This is a genomic window from Shewanella cutis, from assembly GCF_022410515.1.
Taxonomy (GTDB): domain Bacteria; phylum Pseudomonadota; class Gammaproteobacteria; order Enterobacterales; family Shewanellaceae; genus Shewanella; species Shewanella cutis.
This window is the reverse complement of sequence record NZ_JACSDI010000004.1, coordinates 166,423-188,998: the sequence shown is the minus strand read 5'-3', so window position 1 is coordinate 188,998 and position 22,576 is coordinate 166,423. Positions and strand designations below refer to the sequence as shown.

The 22,576-nt window shown below is 46.9% G+C and carries 20 protein-coding genes; 12 read left to right on the top strand and 8 right to left on the bottom strand.

The window, feature by feature from the left end; genetic code table 11:
- Positions 1-30 precede the first annotated feature (30 nt).
- The 6 genes from lpdA to ampD form a co-directional block, all read right to left on the bottom strand.
- A complete protein-coding gene (lpdA, locus tag H9J30_RS09500) occupies positions 31-1,458 on the bottom strand; it encodes a dihydrolipoyl dehydrogenase (RefSeq protein WP_011070784.1) in 1,428 nt (475 codons plus the stop codon).
- A 149-nt stretch (positions 1,459-1,607) separates the two neighbouring features.
- A complete protein-coding gene (gene aceF / locus H9J30_RS09495; RefSeq protein WP_240130805.1) occupies positions 1,608-3,656 on the bottom strand; it encodes a dihydrolipoyllysine-residue acetyltransferase in 2,049 nt (682 codons plus the stop codon).
- A gap of 12 nt (positions 3,657-3,668) precedes the next feature.
- Positions 3,669-6,335, bottom strand: a complete 2,667-nt coding sequence (gene aceE, locus H9J30_RS09490; RefSeq protein WP_240130804.1) for a pyruvate dehydrogenase (acetyl-transferring), homodimeric type — start codon at positions 6,333-6,335, stop codon at positions 3,669-3,671.
- A gap of 80 nt (positions 6,336-6,415) precedes the next feature.
- Entirely contained in the window at positions 6,416-7,168 is a 753-nt protein-coding gene (pdhR, locus tag H9J30_RS09485) for a pyruvate dehydrogenase complex transcriptional repressor PdhR (protein ID WP_011070781.1), read from the bottom strand.
- 370 nt (positions 7,169-7,538) lie between these two features.
- Positions 7,539-8,390 carry a beta-lactamase regulator AmpE gene (ampE, locus tag H9J30_RS09480; protein ID WP_240130803.1) on the bottom strand — a complete coding sequence of 284 codons (852 nt, stop codon included), beginning with the start codon at positions 8,388-8,390 and terminating at the stop codon, positions 7,539-7,541.
- Positions 8,391-8,541: 151 nt separating this feature from the next.
- Complete coding sequence (gene ampD, locus H9J30_RS09475) at positions 8,542-9,087, bottom strand: 1,6-anhydro-N-acetylmuramyl-L-alanine amidase AmpD (protein ID WP_240130802.1); 546 nt, start codon at positions 9,085-9,087, stop codon at positions 8,542-8,544.
- Positions 9,088-9,324: 237 nt separating this feature from the next.
- Between ampD and nadC the strand changes: the two genes are divergently transcribed.
- From nadC to H9J30_RS09425, 10 genes are all read left to right on the top strand, one after another.
- Positions 9,325-10,218 (top strand): carboxylating nicotinate-nucleotide diphosphorylase, encoded by an 894-nt coding sequence (gene nadC / locus H9J30_RS09470; RefSeq protein ID WP_240130801.1) that lies wholly within the window; start codon positions 9,325-9,327, stop codon positions 10,216-10,218.
- A gap of 448 nt (positions 10,219-10,666) precedes the next feature.
- Entirely contained in the window at positions 10,667-11,089 is a 423-nt protein-coding gene (locus H9J30_RS21605) for a pilin (protein ID WP_275679570.1), read from the top strand.
- Positions 11,090-11,171: 82 nt separating this feature from the next.
- Positions 11,172-12,881, top strand: a complete 1,710-nt coding sequence (gene pilB / locus H9J30_RS09460) for a type IV-A pilus assembly ATPase PilB (protein WP_240130800.1) — start codon at positions 11,172-11,174, stop codon at positions 12,879-12,881.
- A gap of 132 nt (positions 12,882-13,013) precedes the next feature.
- The gene (locus H9J30_RS09455) at positions 13,014-14,285 is read left to right on the top strand and encodes a type II secretion system F family protein (protein WP_240130799.1); all 1,272 of its coding nucleotides are present in this window, start codon (positions 13,014-13,016) and stop codon (positions 14,283-14,285) included.
- Positions 14,286-14,413: 128 nt separating this feature from the next.
- Entirely contained in the window at positions 14,414-15,340 is a 927-nt protein-coding gene (locus H9J30_RS09450; RefSeq protein ID WP_240130798.1) for a prepilin peptidase, read from the top strand.
- Positions 15,341-15,455: 115 nt separating this feature from the next.
- On the top strand, positions 15,456-16,073 hold the full coding sequence (gene coaE, locus H9J30_RS09445) for a dephospho-CoA kinase (RefSeq protein ID WP_240130797.1): 618 nt from the start codon (positions 15,456-15,458) through the stop codon (positions 16,071-16,073).
- Positions 16,066-16,800: a cell division protein ZapD gene (zapD, locus tag H9J30_RS09440; protein ID WP_240130796.1), complete on the top strand. Its 735-nt coding sequence runs from the start codon at positions 16,066-16,068 to the stop codon at positions 16,798-16,800. The genes coaE and zapD overlap by 8 nt, the downstream gene beginning before the upstream one ends.
- Positions 16,801-16,860: 60 nt before the next feature.
- Positions 16,861-17,070, top strand: coding sequence for a DNA gyrase inhibitor YacG (gene yacG / locus H9J30_RS09435; RefSeq protein ID WP_240130795.1), 210 nt, complete (start codon positions 16,861-16,863; stop codon positions 17,068-17,070).
- Positions 17,071-17,156: 86 nt separating this feature from the next.
- Positions 17,157-17,549, top strand: coding sequence for an 8-oxo-dGTP diphosphatase MutT (mutT, locus tag H9J30_RS09430; protein WP_240130794.1), 393 nt, complete (start codon positions 17,157-17,159; stop codon positions 17,547-17,549).
- A 138-nt stretch (positions 17,550-17,687) separates the two neighbouring features.
- Entirely contained in the window at positions 17,688-18,224 is a 537-nt protein-coding gene (locus H9J30_RS09425; protein WP_240130793.1) for a thioredoxin family protein, read from the top strand.
- 73 nt (positions 18,225-18,297) lie between these two features.
- Here the strand turns inward: H9J30_RS09425 and H9J30_RS09420 are convergent, their stop codons facing one another.
- Positions 18,298-19,224, bottom strand: coding sequence for a Ppx/GppA phosphatase family protein (locus H9J30_RS09420; protein ID WP_240130792.1), 927 nt, complete (start codon positions 19,222-19,224; stop codon positions 18,298-18,300).
- A complete protein-coding gene (gene rhlB, locus H9J30_RS09415) occupies positions 19,225-20,544 on the bottom strand; it encodes an ATP-dependent RNA helicase RhlB (protein WP_240130791.1) in 1,320 nt (439 codons plus the stop codon). It lies immediately after the preceding gene.
- A 151-nt stretch (positions 20,545-20,695) separates the two neighbouring features.
- Between rhlB and trxA the strand changes: the two genes are divergently transcribed.
- Entirely contained in the window at positions 20,696-21,022 is a 327-nt protein-coding gene (gene trxA, locus H9J30_RS09410) for a thioredoxin TrxA (protein ID WP_011070766.1), read from the top strand.
- 212 nt (positions 21,023-21,234) lie between these two features.
- Entirely contained in the window at positions 21,235-22,500 is a 1,266-nt protein-coding gene (gene rho, locus H9J30_RS09405; protein WP_011070765.1) for a transcription termination factor Rho, read from the top strand.
- Positions 22,501-22,576: the final 76 nt, after the last annotated feature.

Below are 22,576 nucleotides of genomic sequence, written 5' to 3'. Positions count from 1 at the left end.
TAAAAGGCGCTTTTGTAAAATAAGCCTAGATTACTTTTTCTTTGCCTTTGGGTTTGGCAAGTCAGTAATAGAACCTTCGTAGATTTCAGCCGCTAAACCAACAGACTCATGCAGCGTTGGGTGAGCATGAATCGTTAATGCTAAATCTTCAGCATCACAGCCCATTTCAATCGCTAGACCGATTTCGCCTAACAGCTCGCCACCGTTCACACCGACAATTGCACCACCGATTACGCGGTGAGTGTCTTTATCGAAAATCAGCTTAGTCATACCTTCGCTGCAATCTGACGCAATCGCACGACCGCTGGCAGCCCATGGGAAAGTCGCGGTTTCGTAAGCAATTCCTTGCTCTTTCGCTTCTTTCTCAGTCAGACCAACCCAGGCCACTTCAGGGTCTGTGTAAGCGATTGATGGGATCACTTTTGGATCGAAGTAGTGCTTCATGCCCGCGATAACTTCAGCCGCTACGTGGCCTTCGTGCACGCCTTTGTGAGCCAACATTGGTTGACCAACGATGTCACCGATAGCGTAGATGTGCGGTACGTTAGTACGTAATTGCTTGTCTACGTTGATGAAACCACGCTCATCAATCTTAACGCCCGCTTTTTCAGCGTCGATCAGCTTGCCATTTGGCGTACGACCGATTGCAACTAACACTGCATCGTAACGTACAGGCTCAGCTGGTGCGCTCTTACCTTCCATAGAAACGTAAATACCATCTTCACGGGCTTCAACCGCGGTGACTTTAGTTTCAAGGATTAGGTTGAATTTCTTCTTGATTTGCTTAGTGAATACGCGAACAACGTCTTTGTCAGCCGCAGGGATCACTTGGTCGAACATTTCAACCACGTCGATTTCACTGCCCAGAGAAGAGTAAACCGTACCCATTTCTAAACCGATAATACCGCCGCCCATTACCAACAATTTGCCAGGGACTTCTTTCAGTTCTAATGCGTCGGTCGAATCCCAAATACGTGGATCTTCATGGGGAATAAATGGCAGTTTGATTGGACGAGAACCCGCAGCGATGATCGCTTGGTCAAACTTAACGACAGTCACAGTACCGTCTTCAGCAGTCACTTCTAGGCTGTTAGGGCCAGAGAATTTACCGAAGCCATTAACAACGTTAACTTTACGCATTTTAGACATGCCGCCTAAGCCGCCAGTCAACTGGCTGATCACTTTTTGCTTGAAGCTGCGTAACTTGTCTAAATCGATGGTTGGCTCGCCGAACACCACACCGTGCGCCGCAACAGCTTTGGCTTCTTCGATGACTTTAGCAACGTGTAACAGGGCTTTAGATGGGATACAACCCACGTTAAGGCACACACCACCTAAAGTGCTAAAACGTTCAACAATAACGGTTTCCAGACCTAAATCCGCCGCACGGAAGGCCGCAGAATATCCCGCAGGACCCGCACCTAATACCACTACCTGAGTTTTGATTTCGTTACTCATGTTTTCCTCTAATTCTCATTCAATCCGTTGGAGGGGAGTAATCCTGCCAACCGAAAATGCGCCAGCGCGTAAGGTGGGCGCATTTTAACCTGTGTTTGATACTGATCACAATAAACAAAAGGCCACTCTAGATGAGCAGCCTTATTTGTTTACAGAATCAAAGTACGAATATCGGACAGAATTCCTGACAGGGTCACGCTAAAGCGTGCCGCCATTGCACCATCGATCACGCGGTGATCGTAGGATAGCGACAGTGGCAACATCAATTTAGGCTCGAACTCTTTACCATTCCACTTAGGCTTAATTTCAGATTTAGACACACCTAAAATCGCCACGTCTGGGTAGTTAACGATTGGGGTAAACGCTGTACCACCAATGCCACCTAAACTTGAAATCGTGAAGCAGCTGCCCTGCATATCGGCAGATTTGAGCTTACCATCGCGAGCGCGGATAGAAATATCGGCCAGCTCACGAGATAACTCGATGATGCCTTTCTTATCCACATTACGTACCACTGGCACAACGAGACCGTTTGGCGTATCCACCGCCACACCGATATGGTAGTACTTCTTCTGGATCAGTGATTCGCCGTCACTGCTTAGGCTTGAGTTGAACACTGGGAACTGTTGCAACGTTTTCGCCACGGCTTTCATCATAAAGACCAGCGGAGTGATCTTATAATCGGCTTTTTTCTTCGCCGCCGCGTCGTTCTGCTGCTTACGGAACTCTTCCATTTCGGTGATATCAGCTTCATCGAACTGAGTCACGTGGGGAATCGTTACCCAGTTGCGGTGCAGGTTTGGACCAGAGATCTTCTGAATACGGCTTAATGGAATTTCTTCCACTTCACCAAACTTGCTGAAATCCACTTTAGGCGCAGCAATCACTTGCAGACCACCACCGTTACCCGCTGCAACTGAGGTTGCCGCTGTCGCCTTAGGACGCGACAGTTCGTACTTCACATACGCCTGTACGTCTTCCTTCATGATGCGACCTTTACGGCCAGAACCCGTCACTTGAGTGAGATCCACACCAAATTCACGGGCCAAACGGCGAACCGCTGGAGACGCATGCACCGCCCCCGTAGACACTGGCGCACCCGCACTTGGGTGATGTGGAACGGGCGGACGGCTCGGCGCCGCAGCAACAGGGGCTGGTGCCGCTTCTTGGGCAACAGGAGCAGGAGCTGCGGCTTGAGCTACTGGCGCTGGCGCAATGCCAGCACTTGCTGTTGCAACGGAAGTAGTTTCAATCGTCGCAATCACGCTACCTTGAGAAACCTTGTCACCGACTTTAACGGTTAACGACAGCAGTTTGCCGGCGAATGGTGCAGGCACTTCCATGGTCGCTTTATCGGTTTCGAGTGTGATCAAACCTTGGTCAGCACTGATCATATCACCCACAGACACTAGCACTTCGATCACATCAACATTGCTGGCATCGCCAATATCAGGCACTTGGATTTCTTTAACCGCAACCACTGGCACAGCAGCTACTGGAGCAACAGGCGCTGCTGCTTGTGTGACGGAAGATGCCGCTTGAGCTACAGGAGTTGACGCTGCTGGCGCGCTCGCTTGTTGAGCTGCAGCAGGAGCCGCGCCACCCACTTCGAGCATGATCACTAATGAGCCTTGGGAAACCTTGTCACCCACAGCCACTTTCACTTCTTTTACCACCCCCGCGAATGGCGATGGTACGTCCATGGTCGCTTTGTCGGTTTCTAGCGTGATAAGGCCAGCGTCAACCTCAATCTTATCGCCAGCGGCAACTAAGACTTCGATAACCGATACATCGGTGTCGCCACCGATATCAGGCACACTGATTTCGACAACCTTAGTTTCAACCAGTTTGGATGCGCCCGTCGCAGGCGCGGCAGCCACAGGGGCAGGAGCCGCTTGTACTGGGGCTGGCGCAGGAGCGGCAGCTTGAGCAACTGGCGCAGCAGCTTGAGCAGATGCACCCGCTGCTTGTATCAATGCAATTAAGGTGCCTTCGCTGACTTTGTCACCAACAGCCACTTTCAATTCGGCTAACACACCTGCGAAAGGCGCAGGAATATCCATGGTCGCCTTGTCGCTTTCAACGGTCAGAATCGACTCTTCCGCTGCTAAGGTATCGCCCACAGCTGCACAGATTTCGATAACCTGTACTTCATCGCCGCCGATATCAGGAACAAAAACTTCTTTTAATTCAGCCATTTTTATTGCCTCTTACGCGTACTGTGGATTGATCTTGTCTGCGTCGATGCCGTATTCCTTGATGGCATTCGCTAACACATCAACAGGCAGCTCTTTACGATCAACCAGAGATTTCAGTGCCGCGATGACGATGAACTTAGCGTCCACTTCGAAGTGGTGACGCAGATTGTCACGGCTGTCTGAGCGACCGAAACCGTCAGTACCTAGCACTTTGTAATCGGTTGGCATAAATGCACGTAACTGCTCGCCGTAGATCTTCATATAGTCAGTCGCCGCAATTGCAGGCGCATCACTTGAGATCACTTGGCTGATATACGCTTGTTTTGGCGTTTGCGTTGGGTGCAGCATGTTCCAACGTTCTGCCGCTTGACCATCGCGAGTCAGTTCGTTGAAGCTGGTCACGCTAAATACGTCGGCAGTGATACCAAAGTCTTTCGCCAGCGCCTGCGCCGCTTTACGAGTTTGCTCAAGAATAGTGCCACAGCTCAGTAACTGCACTTTGCCTTTACCCGAACCGCTAACCGTTTCCAGCTTGTAGATACCTTTAACGATACCTTCCTCGGCACCCTCTGGCATTTCAGGCTGAATATAGTTTTCGTTCATCGTGGTCAGGTAGTAGAAGATATCTTCTTGTTTTTCGCCGTACATACGACGGATACCATCTTGAACGATAACGGCAATTTCATAACCGTAAGTTGGATCGTAGGTAATACAGTTAGGAATAGTGTTAGCCAGTACGTGGCTGTGACCATCCTGATGCTGTAGCCCTTCACCGTTCAGGGTTGTACGGCCAGACGTACCACCGACTAAGAAGCCGCGTGCACGCATATCACCCGCTGCCCAAGCCATGTCACCAATACGTTGGAAACCGAACATTGAGTAGTAGATGTAGAATGGAATCATCGGTGTATCGTTAACTGAGTAGCTGGTTGCAGCCGCTACCCAAGATGACATTGCACCCAGTTCGTTAATCCCTTCTTGCAATACTTGACCGGTTTTATCTTCACGATAGTAAGCCACTTGGTCAGAGTCTTGCGGTACGTATTTTTGGCCTTCGTGGGCATAAATACCCACTTGGCGGAACAGACCTTCCATACCGAAAGTACGCGCTTCGTCAGGGATAATTGGCACAATGTTTTTGCCAATTTTCTTGTCTTTTAACAGTGCAGTCAGTACGCGAACAAACGCCATGGTCGATGAAATTTCACGGCCGTTTGAGCCCTGTAAAATCGAATCGAAAATCTTCAGTGATGGCACTTCCAGCTCTTCGCTGAACTTCTCACGACGTTGTGGCACGCTACCATGTAGTGCGGCACGACGGCTCATCATGTACTTCACTTCTTCCGAATCTGGACCTGGGTGGTAGAACGGCAGATCTTCTAATTGATCGTCTGGAATCGGGATATTGAAACGATCGCGGAAATAACGGATAGACTCGATACCCATTTTCTTCACGTTGTGGGCGATGTTTTTACCTTCACCAGCATCACCTAAGCCATAACCCTTAACGGTTTTCGCCAGGATCACCGTTGGGCGACCTTTGGTTTTTTGGGCGTGATCTAATGCCGCGTACACTTTAACTGGGTCATGACCGCCACGGTTTAAGCGCCAAATGTCATCGTCTGACATATTCGCCACCATTTCGGCGGTTTCAGGGTATTTGCCGAAGAAGTGTTCGCGGGTATAAGCGCCACCTTTGGCTTTACAGTTTTGGTATTCACCGTCAACGGTTTCTTCCATTAACTGCAGCAGTTTACCGCTGGTATCACGGGCCAATAATGGGTCCCAATAACGACCCCAAATGACTTTAACCACTTCCCAGCCTGCGCCGCGGAATTCACCTTCCAGCTCTTGAATGATCTTACCGTTACCGCGAACTGGGCCGTCCAGACGTTGCAAGTTACAGTTGATGATAAAGACTAAGTTATCTAACTCTTCACGCGCCGCTAAACCAATCGCACCTAAGGCTTCTGGCTCATCACACTCACCGTCACCTAAGAAGCAGTAAACGGTTTGTGCTGAACAATCCTTCAGACCACGGTCAGTTAGGTATTTTAAGAAACGCGCTTGGTAAATCGCTTGGATTGGACCTAAGCCCATAGAAACTGTTGGGAATTGCCAGTAATCTGGCATCAACTTAGGATGCGGATAAGAAGATAAACCTTTGCCATCCACTTCTTGACGGAAGTTAGCTAATTGATCTTCGCTTAAACGACCTTCTAAGAATGAACGCGCATAAATACCTGGAGCGATATGGCCCTGGAAATACACTAAGTCGCCGCCGTCTTTTTCATTTGGTCCGCGGAAGAAGTGGTTGAAACACACATCATAGATGGTCGCACTGGAAGCGAAACTCGAAATATGGCCGCCTAATTCTAAATCTTTTTTAGAACCACGCAGAACCATTGCCAGAGCGTTCCAACGGATGATGGCACGAATGCGACGTTCCATCTCTTGGTTACCCGGCATGTGCGGCTCAAGACCCGCTGGAATCGTATTCAAATAAGCCGTGGTCGCAGTGTAAGGCAAGTGTGTGCCATTGCGACGGGCTTTATCGATCAGCTTCTCTAATAAGAAATGGGCGCGTTCAGGGCCTTCCTGTTCTAATACAGCTTGCAGGGCATCAACCCATTCCTGAGTCTCTAACGGATCTACGTCTTGTAGCATATCTTCAGACATGACACTGTCCTTCTCTATATACATGATAATGAATGGTGTTTGCGGCATATTCCGCTTTAGCTACTGCTAAATGCGTGAACTTAAGCGCCACTCTTTAAACGGCGCAAACTTCGCTGCAACCGGCTATCTTCTTCCCGCACAGATAACATCACCTCTTCGATGTAACTTAAGTGTTCATTCGAGGCTTCTCTGGCGGCTTCAGGATCACGACGAACGATTGCAGCGAGCAGCGCTCGTCTGTGATCGTTAGCCATAGTGGAAGCTTCTTCGCGGCGGCTTAAAAGCTCCAAGTTTTGCGCCACATTCTTATGCAGCACAGGGGTTAAACTGAGTACGAGATGCAACATAGCCACATTGTGTGACGCTTCAGCGACGGCACGGTAGAAACGCACAATCGCGGCGGCTTGTTGTTCGATATTGGTGGCGGCTTCCACCTCAAGGATCATACGCTTGATATTCTGCATATCGGCGTCGGTGCCACGCAACGCGGCAAAATAGGCCATCATGCCTTCAGTTGCATGACGGAACTCCAGCAAATCGTACTGACTTTCTGGATCGGCAGTCATTAATTCAACGATTGGATCGGCAAGACTCTGCCAGAGTTGTTCTTTAACATAGGTGCCACCGCCTTGACGGCGCATTAATAACCCTTTCGCCTCAAGCTTTTGAATGGCTTCACGCAATGAGGGGCGAGACACTTCAAACTGGATAGCCAGTTCACGCTCCGGCGGTAATTTCTGGCCGGGCTGTAAACTGCCTTCGAGGATCATTTGCTCGAGTTGCGCCATGATCACATCAGAAATTTTTGGCTGATTTATTTTGCTATAGGCCATTTGGCGCTCAGCTCCGTTGTAAATTGGTCTTACCAATTTTTATGAGTGAGCGCACTTTATCAAATCACACTTTTGATGTCCAGATTGAAAATCAACCTTAAAAGGTGATCCTACTCAAAACCGCTCACGATGAGAGAGCATAGCCTAAAAAACTCATCAAGGGGTCAGACCATTAAACCACAACAAGAGCAGGTGCTAGCAGCTAGGTTCTAGAGCGCTGCAAAAAGCGCAGCTGCTAGAAAAAGCAGAACGGGCTGCGCCCTTATAGATTCTAGATTCTAGGTTTTAGGTGCTAGAGCCACGAAGTGGCGTCCTAGAGCAGCACTTTTTGCTGCGTCCTAGATTCTAGAAGCCGCGCAGCGTCCTTTTATTAATTCACCAACCCAAAAATGGTCAGCAGCGACAGCACGGCAACCATCAAAGTAAAGTTGCGTTTACTTAAGACTAATAATGCTAATGTCGATTGTACACAAACTGGTGCACTCGACTCCTCAGGCAGCGGCTGAGAGGCTAACGCCGTTTCTGCCACCACTCGTCTGGCACTCGCATGAATATTTAAGGCATGGTCACGCCAAGCCGAGAGCCCTTCGCTAAACTGACCACTGAGCGCATAGCCAAAGGAAAATATCCGACTCGGGATCCAATCCATAACAAACATAATATCTTCAATCAGCGGTAAATTAAGCGACTTACGCACATTCTCTTCGGCATAAAAGCGAGCGGTACAATATAACACCGCGCCGACTGGGCCAAGGAAGATAAAACATAATGCCACTGCGCCGTAGTAGCGATAGTTAATCCAAGCAACGCTCTGCCCCACCTTGGCACCTAAGTCTTTTTCAGAAACCGCATTTAAACACTCACTGCAATCTAACTCAGCGGCATAGTGGTAACAGGCCTGTACATCGGAGCGGCAAGCGGCCTGCATATATTTTTTAAAAGTATCGCGTTGTTTTTGATGGTTAAAACAAATAATCGCCACCAGCACCCATAGGGCGAGGTTTAGTAGTCCCCAAAACATATCAGACACAATCCAGCCCAACAGATAAACCACAACGGCGGGTATTATCAATGCCAGCAGCATGTTGGTGCTGTTAAGGGAGGCTTTATCACCAAAAAAGGTAGATTGGTAAGATTGCAGCACGCGATCACATTGCCAAGCAGCGGGAAGAAACTTTAATCGCTCCACAAGAATGGCGACCAGTAATGAAAATAATGCCATCGGTAGTACTCCTTGTATAAAAGCTGGACAGGCTAGAAACAAACAGAGCGGGCCTCGCCCTTCTAGACCCTAGATTCTAGAGCCACGAAGTGGCGTCCTAGAGCAGCGCTTTTTGCTACGTCCTAGCAGTTGCGCAGCAACGTCCTAGATTCTAGAAGTCGCGAAGCTTTGTTAAATACCTTTTCCAGTCAAAGCTTGGGCCAGGGTCTGTCTTTCGCATTGGCGCAATATCACAATGCCCAACAATCCGCTCAGCACTCAAGCTAGGGTATTGTGCTAACAAGGCTTGAGTCAATTCAACAAGTTGTTGATATTGGGCGGCAGTATAGGGCTCAGTATCGGTTCCTTCAAGCTCAATACCAATGGAAAAGTCATTACAATTTTCCCTTTCAGCATAACGAGATACACCAGCATGCCAAGCTCTATCGTCACAACTCACATACTGCACACATTCACCATCACGGCGAATTAAAAAATGCGCTGATACCTTAAGCCCCGCTAAATCGGCGAAACGTTCATCGGCACTGGTATCTAAACAGCCTTGAAATAATTGATCAATGTAAGGCAAGCCAAAACATCCTGCGGGCAAACTGATATTGTGGATCACCAACAGACTCACTTCCCCAAAAGGGCGCTGGTTAAAATGTGGCGACTCACAACGTCGCGCCGCATTAAACCAACCAAACTCAAAACTCATGTTTACTCCTTAAAAGCAGAACGGGCTGCGTCCTTATAGATTCTAGAGCGAGCTTGCGAGCGTCCTAGCAGTTGCGCAGCAACGCTCTAGGCCCTATATCATAGCCGTTGCCTAGCGACGCTCTAGCACCTAGCGGCGCAGCCATGATAATCTTAAGCCCAAATGCAAGCTGGCAGACGGTTTACCCCATGTTAGCCCATGCAACTCGCCCGACGTACTAGAGCAAGGATTCCAATCATGCTAGAAAACGATATTCGCCACGCCGTAAAAACCGCGCTCAGTGAAGACCTTGGTGGCACTGAAATCAACGAACATACCAAAGCCATTGCCTACGGCGATATTACTGCCGAGCTTATTCCTGCAGATAAATATGCCGAGGCCACATTAATCACTCGTGAAGAAGGCGTTTTTTGTGGCAAAGCCTGGGCAGAACAAGTCTTTAATCAACTCGGTGGCGAAGTCGCGCTGCATTGGCATGTCGATGATGGCGATCTTGTGTTACCCAATCAAGTCTTGTGTGAATTATCAGGCCCCGCTCGCGCCTTATTGACGGGCGAACGCACTGCGATGAACTTTATCCAAACCTTATCCGGTGTCGCCACCCTCACAAAACACTATGTAGACAAACTGGCTGGCACCCATACACGTTTGCTCGATACCCGTAAAACCATTCCAGGACTGCGCACCGCCCAAAAATATGCTGTGACCTGCGGCGGCGGCAAAAACCACCGTATCGGTCTGTTTGATGCCTTCTTAATTAAAGAAAACCACATCATGGCCTGTGGCGGCATAAGCCAAGCGGTGGAGGCGGCCCGTCGCTTACATCCCAATAAACCCGTTGAAGTGGAAGTCGAATCCTTAAGTGAACTGGCATTAGCACTGGATTCGGGCGCCGATATCATCATGTTAGATAACTTTGATATCACCATGATGATCGAAGCCGTAGAGCTTAATAATCATTACCTTGCAACAGGCAAAGCGAAAGGTAGCGGTGCAAAACTTGAAGTCTCAGGCAATGTGACCCTAGACACCTTAGCAGAGTTTGCCAAAACAGGTGTGGATTATATTTCCGTCGGCGCCCTCACCAAACATGTCCGCGCCTTAGACCTATCAATGCGGCTGAAAGCTTAAAAAGAAGGTTATAGGCTCTAGGGGCTAGTTCCTAGAGCCTAGCTCGTAGCTCCTAGATTCTAGCTTCCTGCCTTTTACAGCATAACCCCACTAAATACGCTGATTAAAAACAGGTATAACTCGCGTCGATGTTTTGACTCTGTGTTAAATGCGTCAACTTAACTAACATTGTCAACGCCTTGTTAGAACGCAATACGTTTTAGCATCAAGTTTTTAGACAAAATAATCATTTAATTAATACTTTATGCGTAAAAGTAGTTTCAATTTAGTTAACTTTGTACTAACTTTTACCACAGGCGAGATGGCCGTTTCGGCCTTCCTTATCAAAATAGCCCAAAGTGAATTGTCGCTAGCCAAAAAACCAGCAATTCATTGCAAGCAATCAAGATAAGTAGCCGAAACGAACACAATCGATAAACGACACTTTGCACTGTATTGGAGCGAGAAAATGAAAAGTATCAAGATGAACAAACAAGCTCAGGGTTTTACCTTGATCGAATTAATGATTGTAGTAGCCATTATCGGTATTTTGGCCGCAGTGGCATTGCCTGCTTATAAAGATTATGTAACATCTGCTCAGGGTAGCGGTGCAATGAAAGGCGTTTCTACATTTGCACAAAAAATCCCAACCTGTATTCAAACTGGTGTTGGCTGTGACACAATTAAAGAAGAAGTAAATGCAAATCCAAAGTTTACTGATCTTGCAGATGAAGTAACGCAGGACGAAGGTGTTACTTTAGTTTGGACTGAAGCAAAATGTAAGCTCACAGCGTCATTCTCGGATACTGGCTCAGTCACCTACTTAATGGAAAAAGCTGGTACAGGTAGTGATGAGGATTTAGTTCTCTGTAAAAAATCCGCTGGTCTATAAGCTAGCAAAAGTTAGTAAAACTGATAATAGCCTCGTAAATGTGTAGTCGTTACGAGGCTATTTCCAACAAATTGAATAATAAATGCCAACTTCAGGTCTTCATTTAGGTTTATCCACCCTTTTTATTCGTAAAGGTCTGCTTAATGAAGAGCAGATGGCGACTGCCATCACCAAATCGCGCCAAAATAAACAAACCTTAGTCACGACCTTAGTGCAAACTAAGCTAGTGTCGGCCCGCAGCATCGCCGAGCTTTGCTATGAGGAATATGGCACGCCGCTGCTGGATTTAGCCGAATTTGATGTTAGCGCCATACCTGAAGAGTTTCTTAATAAAAAACTGATTGAAAAACACCGCTGCTTACCGCTATTTAAGCGCGGCAATCGCCTATATATCGCCACTTCCGACCCCACCAATATTGCCGCCCTTGAGGAATTCCAATTTAGTGCTGGCCTACATGCCGAAGCCATTTTGGTGGAAGAAGATAAACTCGCCAAAGCCCTTGAAAAGGTACTCGAAGAAGATATTACTGGCCTTGATTTAAGCGGCATGGATGAAGCAGCACTTGCCGGTATCGAAGTTACCGATACCGATAAGCGCCAAGAAGAAAACGCAGGAGAAGCCAGCGATGACGCCCCTATTGTTATTTATATCAATAAGATATTAACCGATGCAATTCGTAAGGGCGCTTCTGACTTACATTTTGAGCCCTATGAAAAACGCTACCGTATCCGTTTTCGTATTGATGGTATTTTGCATGAGGTCTCAGAACCGCCCATTAGCTTAGCAGGACGACTCTCGGCACGCTTAAAGGTAATGTCAAAGCTGGATATTGCCGAGCGCCGCGTCCCCCAAGATGGCCGGATTAAAATGAAGCTATCCCGCACTAAGTCGATTGACTTTCGGGTAAGTACATTGCCGACCCTGTGGGGCGAGAAGATTGTAATGCGGATATTAGATTCTTCTTCCGCCCAGCTTGGTATCGAAAAACTCGGTTACGAACCCGATCAAGAAAAGCTTTACCTTGAAATGCTAGCCAAACCTCAGGGCATGATATTAGTGACAGGCCCAACGGGGTCGGGTAAAACCGTTTCGCTCTACACAGGCTTAAATATCCTCAATACCGCCGAGCGTAATATTTCCACCGCCGAAGATCCGGTGGAAATTAACCTTGAGGGGGTAAACCAAGTCCATATTAATTTAAAAGCGGGTTTAACCTTCGCCTCAGCACTACGTTCGTTTTTGCGTCAAGACCCCGATGTGGTGATGGTCGGGGAAATCCGCGACCTTGAAACCGCCGAAATAGCCATTAAAGCCGCGCAAACTGGCCACTTAGTATTATCAACCCTGCATACCAACTCCGCCGCCGAAACCTTAACCCGCTTAATCAATATGGGCGTACCTGGCTATAATATCGCCAGCTCAGTTAACTTAATTATTGCCCAGCGTTTGGCACGACGGCTCTGCCCTGAATGCAAACAACCCGAGCAAATACCTGATCATGAGTTACAGCGTTTAGGCTTTAGCGATGCGCAAATCGCCCAAGGTTTTACCACCTACAAACCCGTGGGCTGCGAGCATTGCTCCGGTGGCTATAAAGGACGGGTGGGGATTTACGAAGTGATGAAGATGTCAGATGAAATTGCCCGTACTATTATGGAAGGGGGCAACTCGTTACAGATTGCTGGCCAAGCGAAAGCGCAAGGCATGCGCGATCTGCGTCAATCGGGGCTGCTAAAAGTAATCCAAGGTGTCACCAGTATTGCCGAAGTGAATCGGGTTACCAGTTTTTAATAGTGGGACGGGCTGCGCCCTTATAGATTCTAGAGCGAGCATGCGAGCGTTCTAGCAGTTGCGCAACGTCATAGAATCTAGAAGCAAGCTTGCGAACGTCCTTCTTAGCTTTACAACCAATAGGGATAATTTATGGCTACGGCAACGACAGTAAAAAAGCCTCGCCCAAAAAAGATTGAGCAAAAAAGCCAACCTAAAATTTATACCTTTGAATGGAAAGGTGTTAACCGCGATGGCCAAAAAACCAGTGGCGAGCTGCGGGGGGCTTCTGCGGCAGAGATCCGCAGCCAGCTAAAATCCCAAGGGGTAAATCCTAAAACGGTACGCAAACAATCGGCCGCCCTATTTAAATTAGGCGACCCTAAAATCACCCCAATGGATATCGCCATGGTGACTCGGCAAATTGCCACCATGCTTGCCGCTGGAGTGCCATTAGTTACAACAGTAGAATTACTGGGCCGTGGCCATGAAAAAGCCAAAATGCGTGAGCTACTGGCAACGATTCTTTCAGAAATCCAATCGGGTATTCCCTTATCCGATGCGATGCGCCCCCATCGACGCTATTTTGATGATCTCTATGTCGACTTAGTCGCTGCGGGTGAGCATTCAGGTTCTTTAGATGTGGTATTCGATCGCATTGCCACCTACCGCGAAAAATCTGAGGCATTAAAATCCAAAATTAAAAAGGCCATGTTTTATCCTGCTGCGGTAGTCATTGTGGCCATTTTAGTGACTGCATTGCTGTTACTCTTTGTGGTGCCACAATTCGAAGATATTTTTAAGGGCTTTGGCGCCGAGTTACCCGCGTTTACCCAATTAGTACTGCAAATCTCCCGAGGCTTACAATCCTCTTGGTATATCTTCTTAGGTGCAATTGTGGCTGGCGTATTTTTATTTGTCCGCGCCCACCGAAACTCTCAAATGGTGAGGGATAGAGTGGATGAAGCCATTTTAAGAATTCCAGCTATTGGGCCGATTTTACACAAAGGTGCTATGGCACGTTTTGCCCGCACCTTAGCCACCACCTTTGCCGCTGGTGTGCCATTGATTGATGGTTTAGAGTCCGCGGCGGGGGCATCGGGCAATGCGGTATACCGCAAGGCCATTTTAAAAATGCGCCAAGAAGTGATGGCGGGGATGCAAATGAACGTGGCCATGCGAACCACTGGGTTGTTCCCCGATATGCTGATCCAAATGGTGATGATTGGCGAAGAGTCTGGCTCACTCGATAATATGCTCAATAAAGTTTCAACCATCTATGAGATGCAGGTGGATGATGCCGTGGATGGTTTATCCAGCCTGATTGAACCTATTATGATGGTGGTGATTGGTACTGTCGTCGGCGGCCTTATTGTTGCTATGTATCTACCCATCTTCCAAATGGGTAAAGTGGTTGGCGGCTAGAACGCAGCAAACAGCGCAGCAGCTAGAAAAAGCAAAGCGGGCTGCACCCTTATAGGTTCGAGGTTCTAGCAAAGCGTCCAAGACCCTAAAATCCGTTTTACATTGAACAATATAATTAAGTAAGAATAATGACTGAATTTTTCACTTTATTGGGTCACACCTTTGACCAAGCACCATGGCTTTTTATCTGCTTAAGTTTTGTGTTTGCGGCCACCATTGGCAGCTTTTTAAATGTGGTGATTCACCGTTTTCCGGTGATGATGAAACGCGAATGGCAGCAGGAATGTAATCAGTATTTGCAGGAGTATCATACTGATATTGTTAAGCAGGTTGGAATAGACAAACTCAATAAACCAATAGATCACTATCCTGAAAAATACAATCTCGTGGTGCCAGGCTCCGCTTGCCCTAAATGTAAAACCGCCATCAAACCTTGGCATAATTTACCGATGTTAGGCTGGTTAATGTTGCGAGGAAAATGCGCCGCCTGTAGCGCGCCAATCTCAGCCCGTTACCCCATTATTGAATTCATAACAGGTTTGCTGGTTGCGACATTGGCTTGGCATTTTGGCCCCAGCTGGCAATTTGTGTTTGCTGCAATCCTCACTTTTGTGTTGGTTGCGTTGACGGGAATCGATCTGGATGAAATGCTGTTACCCGATCAGATGACCCTTCCCCTGCTCTGGTTAGGGCTAATCATCAACCTAAACCATACCTTTACCAACCCAACCGATGCAATAATGGGGGCTGCAGCAGGCTATTTGAGTTTATGGTCGATTTTTTGGCTGTTTAAGCTGTTAACTGGCAAAGAAGGCATGGGCTATGGCGACTTTAAACTACTCGCCGTATTTGGCGCTTGGCTAGGCTGGCAAATGTTGCCGCTAGTGATTTTACTTTCATCCTTGGTTGGCGCCCTCGTTGGCATCACGCTGATCGTGACCAAGCGTAATCAGCTTGCTAACCCGATTCCCTTTGGTCCTTACATTGCCGCTGCTGGCTGGATCGCCCTAATATGGGGCAAACCTATAGTGGATTGGTATTTAAGTACGTTATAGAACAGGCTTCGGCCTTACAGATTCTAGATTCTAGAAGGAGCGCAGCGACGCCCTAGCAGGACGAAGTCCGCTCTAGGTCCTATAAGCACGTCCTTCTTCGCTTTAAGAGAGTTTTATGTCCAAATTTGTTGTCGGTTTAACAGGCGGGATTGGCAGCGGCAAAACCACTGTGGCGAATCTGTTTGCCGAAGAAGGTATTTGCCTAGTCGATGCCGATGTGGTTGCTCGAGAAGTCGTCGCACCAGGCAGCCACGGGTTAAACGCCATTATTCGCCATTTTGGAACTGAAATGTTAACAGCCTCGGGCGAACTTGACCGCGCAAAGTTAAGGCAACGGGTGTTTAATGATGAACAAGAACGCCAATGGCTAAACCAACTACTTCACCCTATGATCCGCCAAGAAATGCTTTTGCAAGTCGAAAAAGCCACCTCAGACTATGTAATTATGGTTGTGCCCTTGCTATTTGAGAATGGGTTAGATAGGTTAGTCCATCGGACTTTAGTGGTGGATATTTCGCCAGAATTGCAAGTCAGCCGTACTGTAAAACGGGATAATGTTGATGCAACTCAAGTAAATAACATCATTAATAGTCAATGTAGTCGCAGTGAAAAACTCGCCAGAGCCGACGATATTATTGATAATCATGGAGAGATATCAAGATTAAAACGAGAGGTGCACGCATTGCATCAACGCTATTTACAATTATCCGGTAATCACAACGCCCATGACTGACTTAGTTTATGAACAGCCTTTAAATGAGAAGATTCGAAGTTACTTGCGACTCGAATACCTCAGTAAACAGCTCTGTAATAACCTAAATAACGACCACCAACATAGATGTTTCTACCCTCTTTTTTCCCTGTGCGAGTTGTCGGAACGCTGTGACTATCGCAATGAAGTCCTTAAAGATATCGAGCGAAATCTACTGCAACTGAGCAAATGGCAAGAACGAGATCATGTCGATCACAAACAAATAAGTTTTTACATTCAAGCCTTAACTCAAGCCAGAGAGCCATTACAACGCCCAGAGCGTTGCGGGAATCAACTAAAACAAGACCGATTTTTATCCGCACTCAGACAGCGCTTTGGTATGCCAGGTGCCTGCTGTAACTTCGACCTGCCCCAACTGCATTTTTGGCTCGCCAAACCCTGGGATGAAAGACGACAGGATTACCAAGCTTGGATAGGTCATTTCGAGCCCCTACTCACCCCCATCACGCTTTTGCTTCAACTGACCCGCAGTACCGCTGATTTCGCTAAAGCAACCGCCCACGCCGGATTTTATCAAGGGGATAGCACCCAAGCCCTGTCCTTGGTTCGAGTCAAAGTCGATGCTTCCCACGGTTGCTATCCAACGATCAGCGGCCATAAAAATCGCTTCGCCATTCATTTTGTACAATTCGATCAACAACGCCACACAGACCGCAGCATCGAATTCTTACTAGCGACCTGTGCTTGAAGCCATTACACTAACGGCATTGAAATTTGTTATTCCGCAGTAAATCAAGAGAGCCCCATTATGCCGTTAACCGTAAACTGCCCTATTTGTAAAACCCCAGTAGAATGGGGGCCTCAATCAAAATTTAAGCCTTTTTGTAGCGAACGTTGCAAGATGATCGACCTAGGAGATTGGGCGTCCGAAAAACATGCCATTCCAGTTAAATCTGAATTTGATCTCGACGCTTTAGACGAACTCGGTTACGACGAAGACAGCTTCTTTAAAGAATAAGTTTTATATAACAAATCCGTCTATTTACCAGCGACCAGAAGCGACGAGTCTCGGATTGTTGTTCATACAGTGATAAGTAGAAATTTATGACAAAACGCATCCATGTTGCCGTTGGCATAATTGTTAACCGCAACAAACAAATCTTACTCGCCAAGCGCCCTGAGCATCTGCATCAAGGCGGCAAATGGGAATTCCCCGGTGGTAAGGTTGAACAGAACGAAACCGTTACCCAAGCCTTAATACGTGAGTTAAAAGAAGAAGTGGCGCTAAACGTCCATTCAAGCGAACCCTTTATGGCGTTAAGCTATGATTATCCCGATAAACAGGTTTTACTCGATATTCATACTGTGAGCGACTTTACTGGCGAGGCGCAAGGGCTTGAAGGGCAACAAATTGCTTGGGTCGATAAGCATGATCTCACCCATTACGATTTCCCTGAGGCGAATAAACCCATACTCGCCAAGTTATTGGAACAATAACTAACTTTTTGCGGGCAGGAGCAAGTTTTACATTAGCGATACGTGATCTGCCTTGCAGCAAATTCATTGGCAACTTTTAGAAAACCAAAATTAGTGTTTGAATGCAAACTCATTCTTCTTCGATTTTGAGGGCATATCATGCACAATAACGTTAAAGCATTACTCGCCACGACCGCGTTATTTTTTAGTTGCCAAGTACTAGCAAATGGCGGCTGTGGATTTGAAGAACAACAACAGGGCTTGATTGCCACCTGCAGCGAGGAGAAGCAAGAAGTGATTTTAACCGGTGTAGTTGAAGCGCAACATTTAGTAAAAGATCTCAATGAGTTTGCTGAAGGCTATAAAAGCTATCAAGTGGATACCGATGCCTTAGCACCTTTGAAAAAAGTCAGCGAACCAACAGAAATTGTGGTGATTATTGGTACTTGGTGCCCAGACTGCCATCGCGAAACGCCACGTTTTATCCGCATTATCGAAGAAGTGGCCAACCCCAATATCAAAGTGACGTATATTGGCGTTGATCGCAGCAAGCAAGATCCTGAAGGGCTGGCGGCAAAATACGAGTTTAAACGCATCCCCACCTTTATCGTGCAACAACAAGGTAAAGAAATTGGCCGCATTGTTGAGCGTCCAACCGTATCGCTCGAAAAAGATTTAGTCGAGATCTTAAAGTAATCCAATCCGTTAAATAGTAAAGGCCGCCAAGTGTTCATTTGGCGGCCTTTGTCTTTTAATAATAGATGAGAGGTTAAATCGCTTCTTCTAAAATCCGCTGCGCCAGCATCACTAACACGCCCTCACGCAATGCACCACCTGATAGCGTCAACTGCTCAATTCCTAAGAGTTCAAAGAGCGCGAGTAAAATCGCCACCCCAGCAGCAAATGTCGGCGCACGTTCGACACTTAAGCCGATAATCCCCTCTAGGCTCGCATCTTCCTCGGTAAGAATTTCCGCTTTCAGCTGTGTCAGCACAGATAACGTGATGATTTCAGACAGCTTACGGTGCATTAGCACTTCGACCACAGATTGCACTGCGCCAGAAGCCCCCACCACACAATGCCATCCTAAATCTTTTAGCCTTTGTCTATGCTCTCCTAACACTTCCAACACTTGTTGTTTCGCATCATCAAAATCGAGTTCTTGCACCGGCGCATTGCTAAAGAAGCGTCGATTAAAGGTCACACTGCCCATCGGCAAGCTAGTTTTAAATTGGACTTGATGACCATCACCGATAATAAATTCGGTGCTTGCTCCACCAATATCAATCACTAAGCGTCGACCTTGACCACAGGTTGTTGCCACCATCCCCTGATAAATCAGTTCAGCTTCACGCATGCCCGAAATAATCTCAATTGGGTGACCAAGGAGAGGAATGGCCTTCTGGTTAAACTCGTCAGCGTTATTGATGGTACGCAGTGTTGCTGTGGCAATCACAGCAACATGATTGGGATGGATTTTATGCAGTGCTAACATTTGGGCAAACATGGCGAGGCAATCTAAGCCTCGCTGCATCACTTCCTGTGATAAATAACCATCTTCGCCAATACCTTCGGCTAACCTGACTTTACGTTTGTATTTAGCAATAATATGTGGCTGACCGCCTTTTGTCTTAGCGATCAGCATATTAAAACTGTTAGAGCCTAAAGTAATGGCAGCATAAGCAGGTGTTGGCATTTACGGCTGTCTACGCGTCCTGTCATGGCGAGGCGGACGACCACCACTGCGATGAGCACCTGGAGTACGACCCGCTCCTGAGCGCTCACGTAAATTACGGGCACCCGCAGGGTGTTTACGGTGAATCTTGACCGGCGATGGAATATCATCGAGCAGCGCATCGCGATCATAATTACTCACAGGAATAGAGTGATTGATGTAAGTTTCAATCGCAGGCAAGTTTAGTGCGTATTCCTCACAGGCAAAACTGACTGACACCCCTTTGTTACCCGCGCGCCCAGTACGACCGATACGATGGACATAATCTTCACAATCATCAGGTAAATCATAATTGTACACATGGGAAACATCGGAGATATGTAGACCACGTGCAGCAACGTCAGTCGCGACCAGAATATCTAACTGGCCTTGAGTGAATTGCTCAAGGATTCGAATACGTTTCTTCTGTGGTACATCGCCCGTGAGCAGACCCACACGGTGGCCATCACCCTCAAGCCAAGACCATAAGTTTTCACAGCTATGCTTGGTGTTTGAAAAAACAATGGCTTTCTCAGGCCAATCTTCTTCAATCAAGGTTAGCAGTAAACGCATCTTATCTTCTTGGGAAGGATAGAAAATTTCTTCTTTGATGTTCTTGGAGGTTTTTTCTTCAGGCGCGATTTCGACTTTCACTGGATCATTCATATGATCATAGGCCAACTCTTGCACTTTCATCGAAAGCGTCGCTGAAAACAACATGTTCAGGCGCTGGTCGGCATTAGGCATACGTCGGAATAGAAAACGAATATCCTTGATAAAACCGAGGTCAAACATACGATCGGCTTCGTCTAACACAACAGCTTGAATCGCATTTAAATTGATAATGCCCTGACGCACATAATCGATAATCCGTCCGGTAGTACCGATTAAGATATCAACACCTTGGTCAAGCACTTTACGTTGAACATCATAACTCTCGCCACCATAAACAATACCCACCTTTAGGTGAGTATGTTTCGCGAGTAAAATCGCATCCTTAGCAATTTGGATCGCTAATTCACGGGTAGGTGCCATGATAATGGCACGAGGTTGATTTAATTGGCGCCCTTCAGGAATGGAGGATGACAATAAATGGTTAAATGTGGCAACCAAAAACGCCATTGTCTTGCCTGTGCCCGTTTGAGCTTGGCCAGCGATATCTTTTGATTGAAGTAATACGGGTAATGATAACGCCTGAATTGGCGTACAAAATTCAAAGCCGTTCTCGGCAAGGGCCTGTTTTACCTCAGGATGTAGAGGTAGGTCGGCAAATTTTTGATTTGATAAATGTGTTTGGCTCATAGCGCAAGCATACCATTTGGGGTTGCAATAAGATACTCGATCGTTTGAAATAGCCACATTGTAAAAGGTAACTTGAAAAGCTATTTTTCAGCCCCAATATACATGGTAAGCCATTAACAAACCAGCAATGGCAACCAAACTGGAGAACATCATGAGCGATAAAATTATATACTTGAGCGACGACAGCTTCGAAAACGACGTGTTAAAGGCCGATTTACCAGTATTGGTAGACTTTTGGGCTGAATGGTGTGGTCCATGCAAAATGATCGCACCAATCCTTGACGACGTTGCCGAAGAGTACGCAGGTCGCGTGACTATCGCTAAATTAAACGTTGACCAAAACAATGTTTCTCCTGCTAAATATGGCGTTCGCGGTATCCCAACTCTACTGTTATTCAAAAACGGCGAGTTAGCTGCGACCAAAGTTGGCGCCCTCTCTAAAACTCAATTAAAAGAGTTTATCGACGCACAAATCTAATTTGTTGTCGCTATGAGTGACGTCCGGCACAAGCTTAAATTAAATTGTGCCGGAATCCCCCTAAATTTCTGGACGCCCTGCTTTGTTAGTGCTACTTTAATAACCAGACTCTTTCTAACTAAACCACTTCTCGCTCATCAATCACTATCCTGAATCACAAACTTTACTGATTGATCGAGGTAAGCTTTGTCGCGTAACACAAGATCCCCAACATGAACTTAACTGAATTAAAAGACACGCCGATATCCGACCTAGTTTCGCTAGCCGAAAACATGAAACTCGAAAATATGGCCCGTGCTCGCAAGCAGGACATTATTTTCTCCATCCTTAAAGCCCACGCCAAAAGCGGCGAAGACATTTTCGGTGGCGGCGTATTAGAGATACTCCAAGACGGATTCGGTTTCTTACGTAGTGCAGATGGATCTTACTTAGCTGGCCCAGATGATATTTACGTCTCACCAAGCCAAATTCGCCGTTTTAACATGCGAACGGGTGACACCATTTTTGGTAAGATTCGCCCACCAAAAGAAGGTGAACGTTATTTTGCCCTGTTAAAAGTTAACGAAGTTAACTTTGATAAACCTGAAAACTCTCGCAATAAAATCCTCTTTGAAAACTTAACTCCACTCCATGCAGAAGAACGTATGCGTATGGAGCGTGGTAATGGCTCAACTGAAGACATCACTGCCCGTATTCTGGATTTATGTTCACCTATCGGTAAGGGTCAACGTGGTTTGATCGTTGCGCCACCAAAAGCGGGTAAGACGTTATTACTGCAAAATATCGCCCAGTCAATTACCTACAACAACCCTGAAGTGGTGTTAATGGTTCTGCTGATCGATGAACGTCCTGAAGAAGTAACCGAGATGCAACGCCTCGTTAAAGGTGAAGTTATTGCATCTACCTTCGACGAACCAGCAAGTCGTCACGTACAAGTGGCTGAAATGGTGATTGAAAAGGCTAAACGTTTAGTCGAACACAAAAAAGACGTGGTGATTCTACTGGACTCGATCACCCGTTTAGCGCGTGCTTACAACACTGTTATCCCTTCATCGGGCAAAGTGTTAACGGGTGGTGTGGACGCTAACGCCCTGCATCGTCCTAAGCGCTTCTTCGGTGCGGCTCGTAACATTGAAAACGGCGGCAGCTTAACCATTATCGCAACAGCGTTAGTCGATACCGGTTCTAAGATGGACGAAGTGATTTACGAAGAGTTTAAAGGTACTGGTAACCAAGAGCTGCACCTGTCACGTAAGGCCGCTGAAAAACGCGTATTCCCTGCGATTGACTTTAACCGCAGCGGTACTCGTCGTGAAGAGAAGCTGACAAATCCAGACGAGCTACAAAAAATGTGGATCCTACGTAAGATCCTCAATCCAATGGATGAAGTCAGTGCAATGGAATTCCTCATTGATAAACTGGCGATGACTAAGACTAACGATGAATTCTTCACCGCGATGAAACGCGCCAAGTCTTAAGCCATACAAGATTGCATTAAAAGTAAAGGCCGCTCACTGAGCGGCCTTTTCTATGTTTTACAAATGCTTATGCATT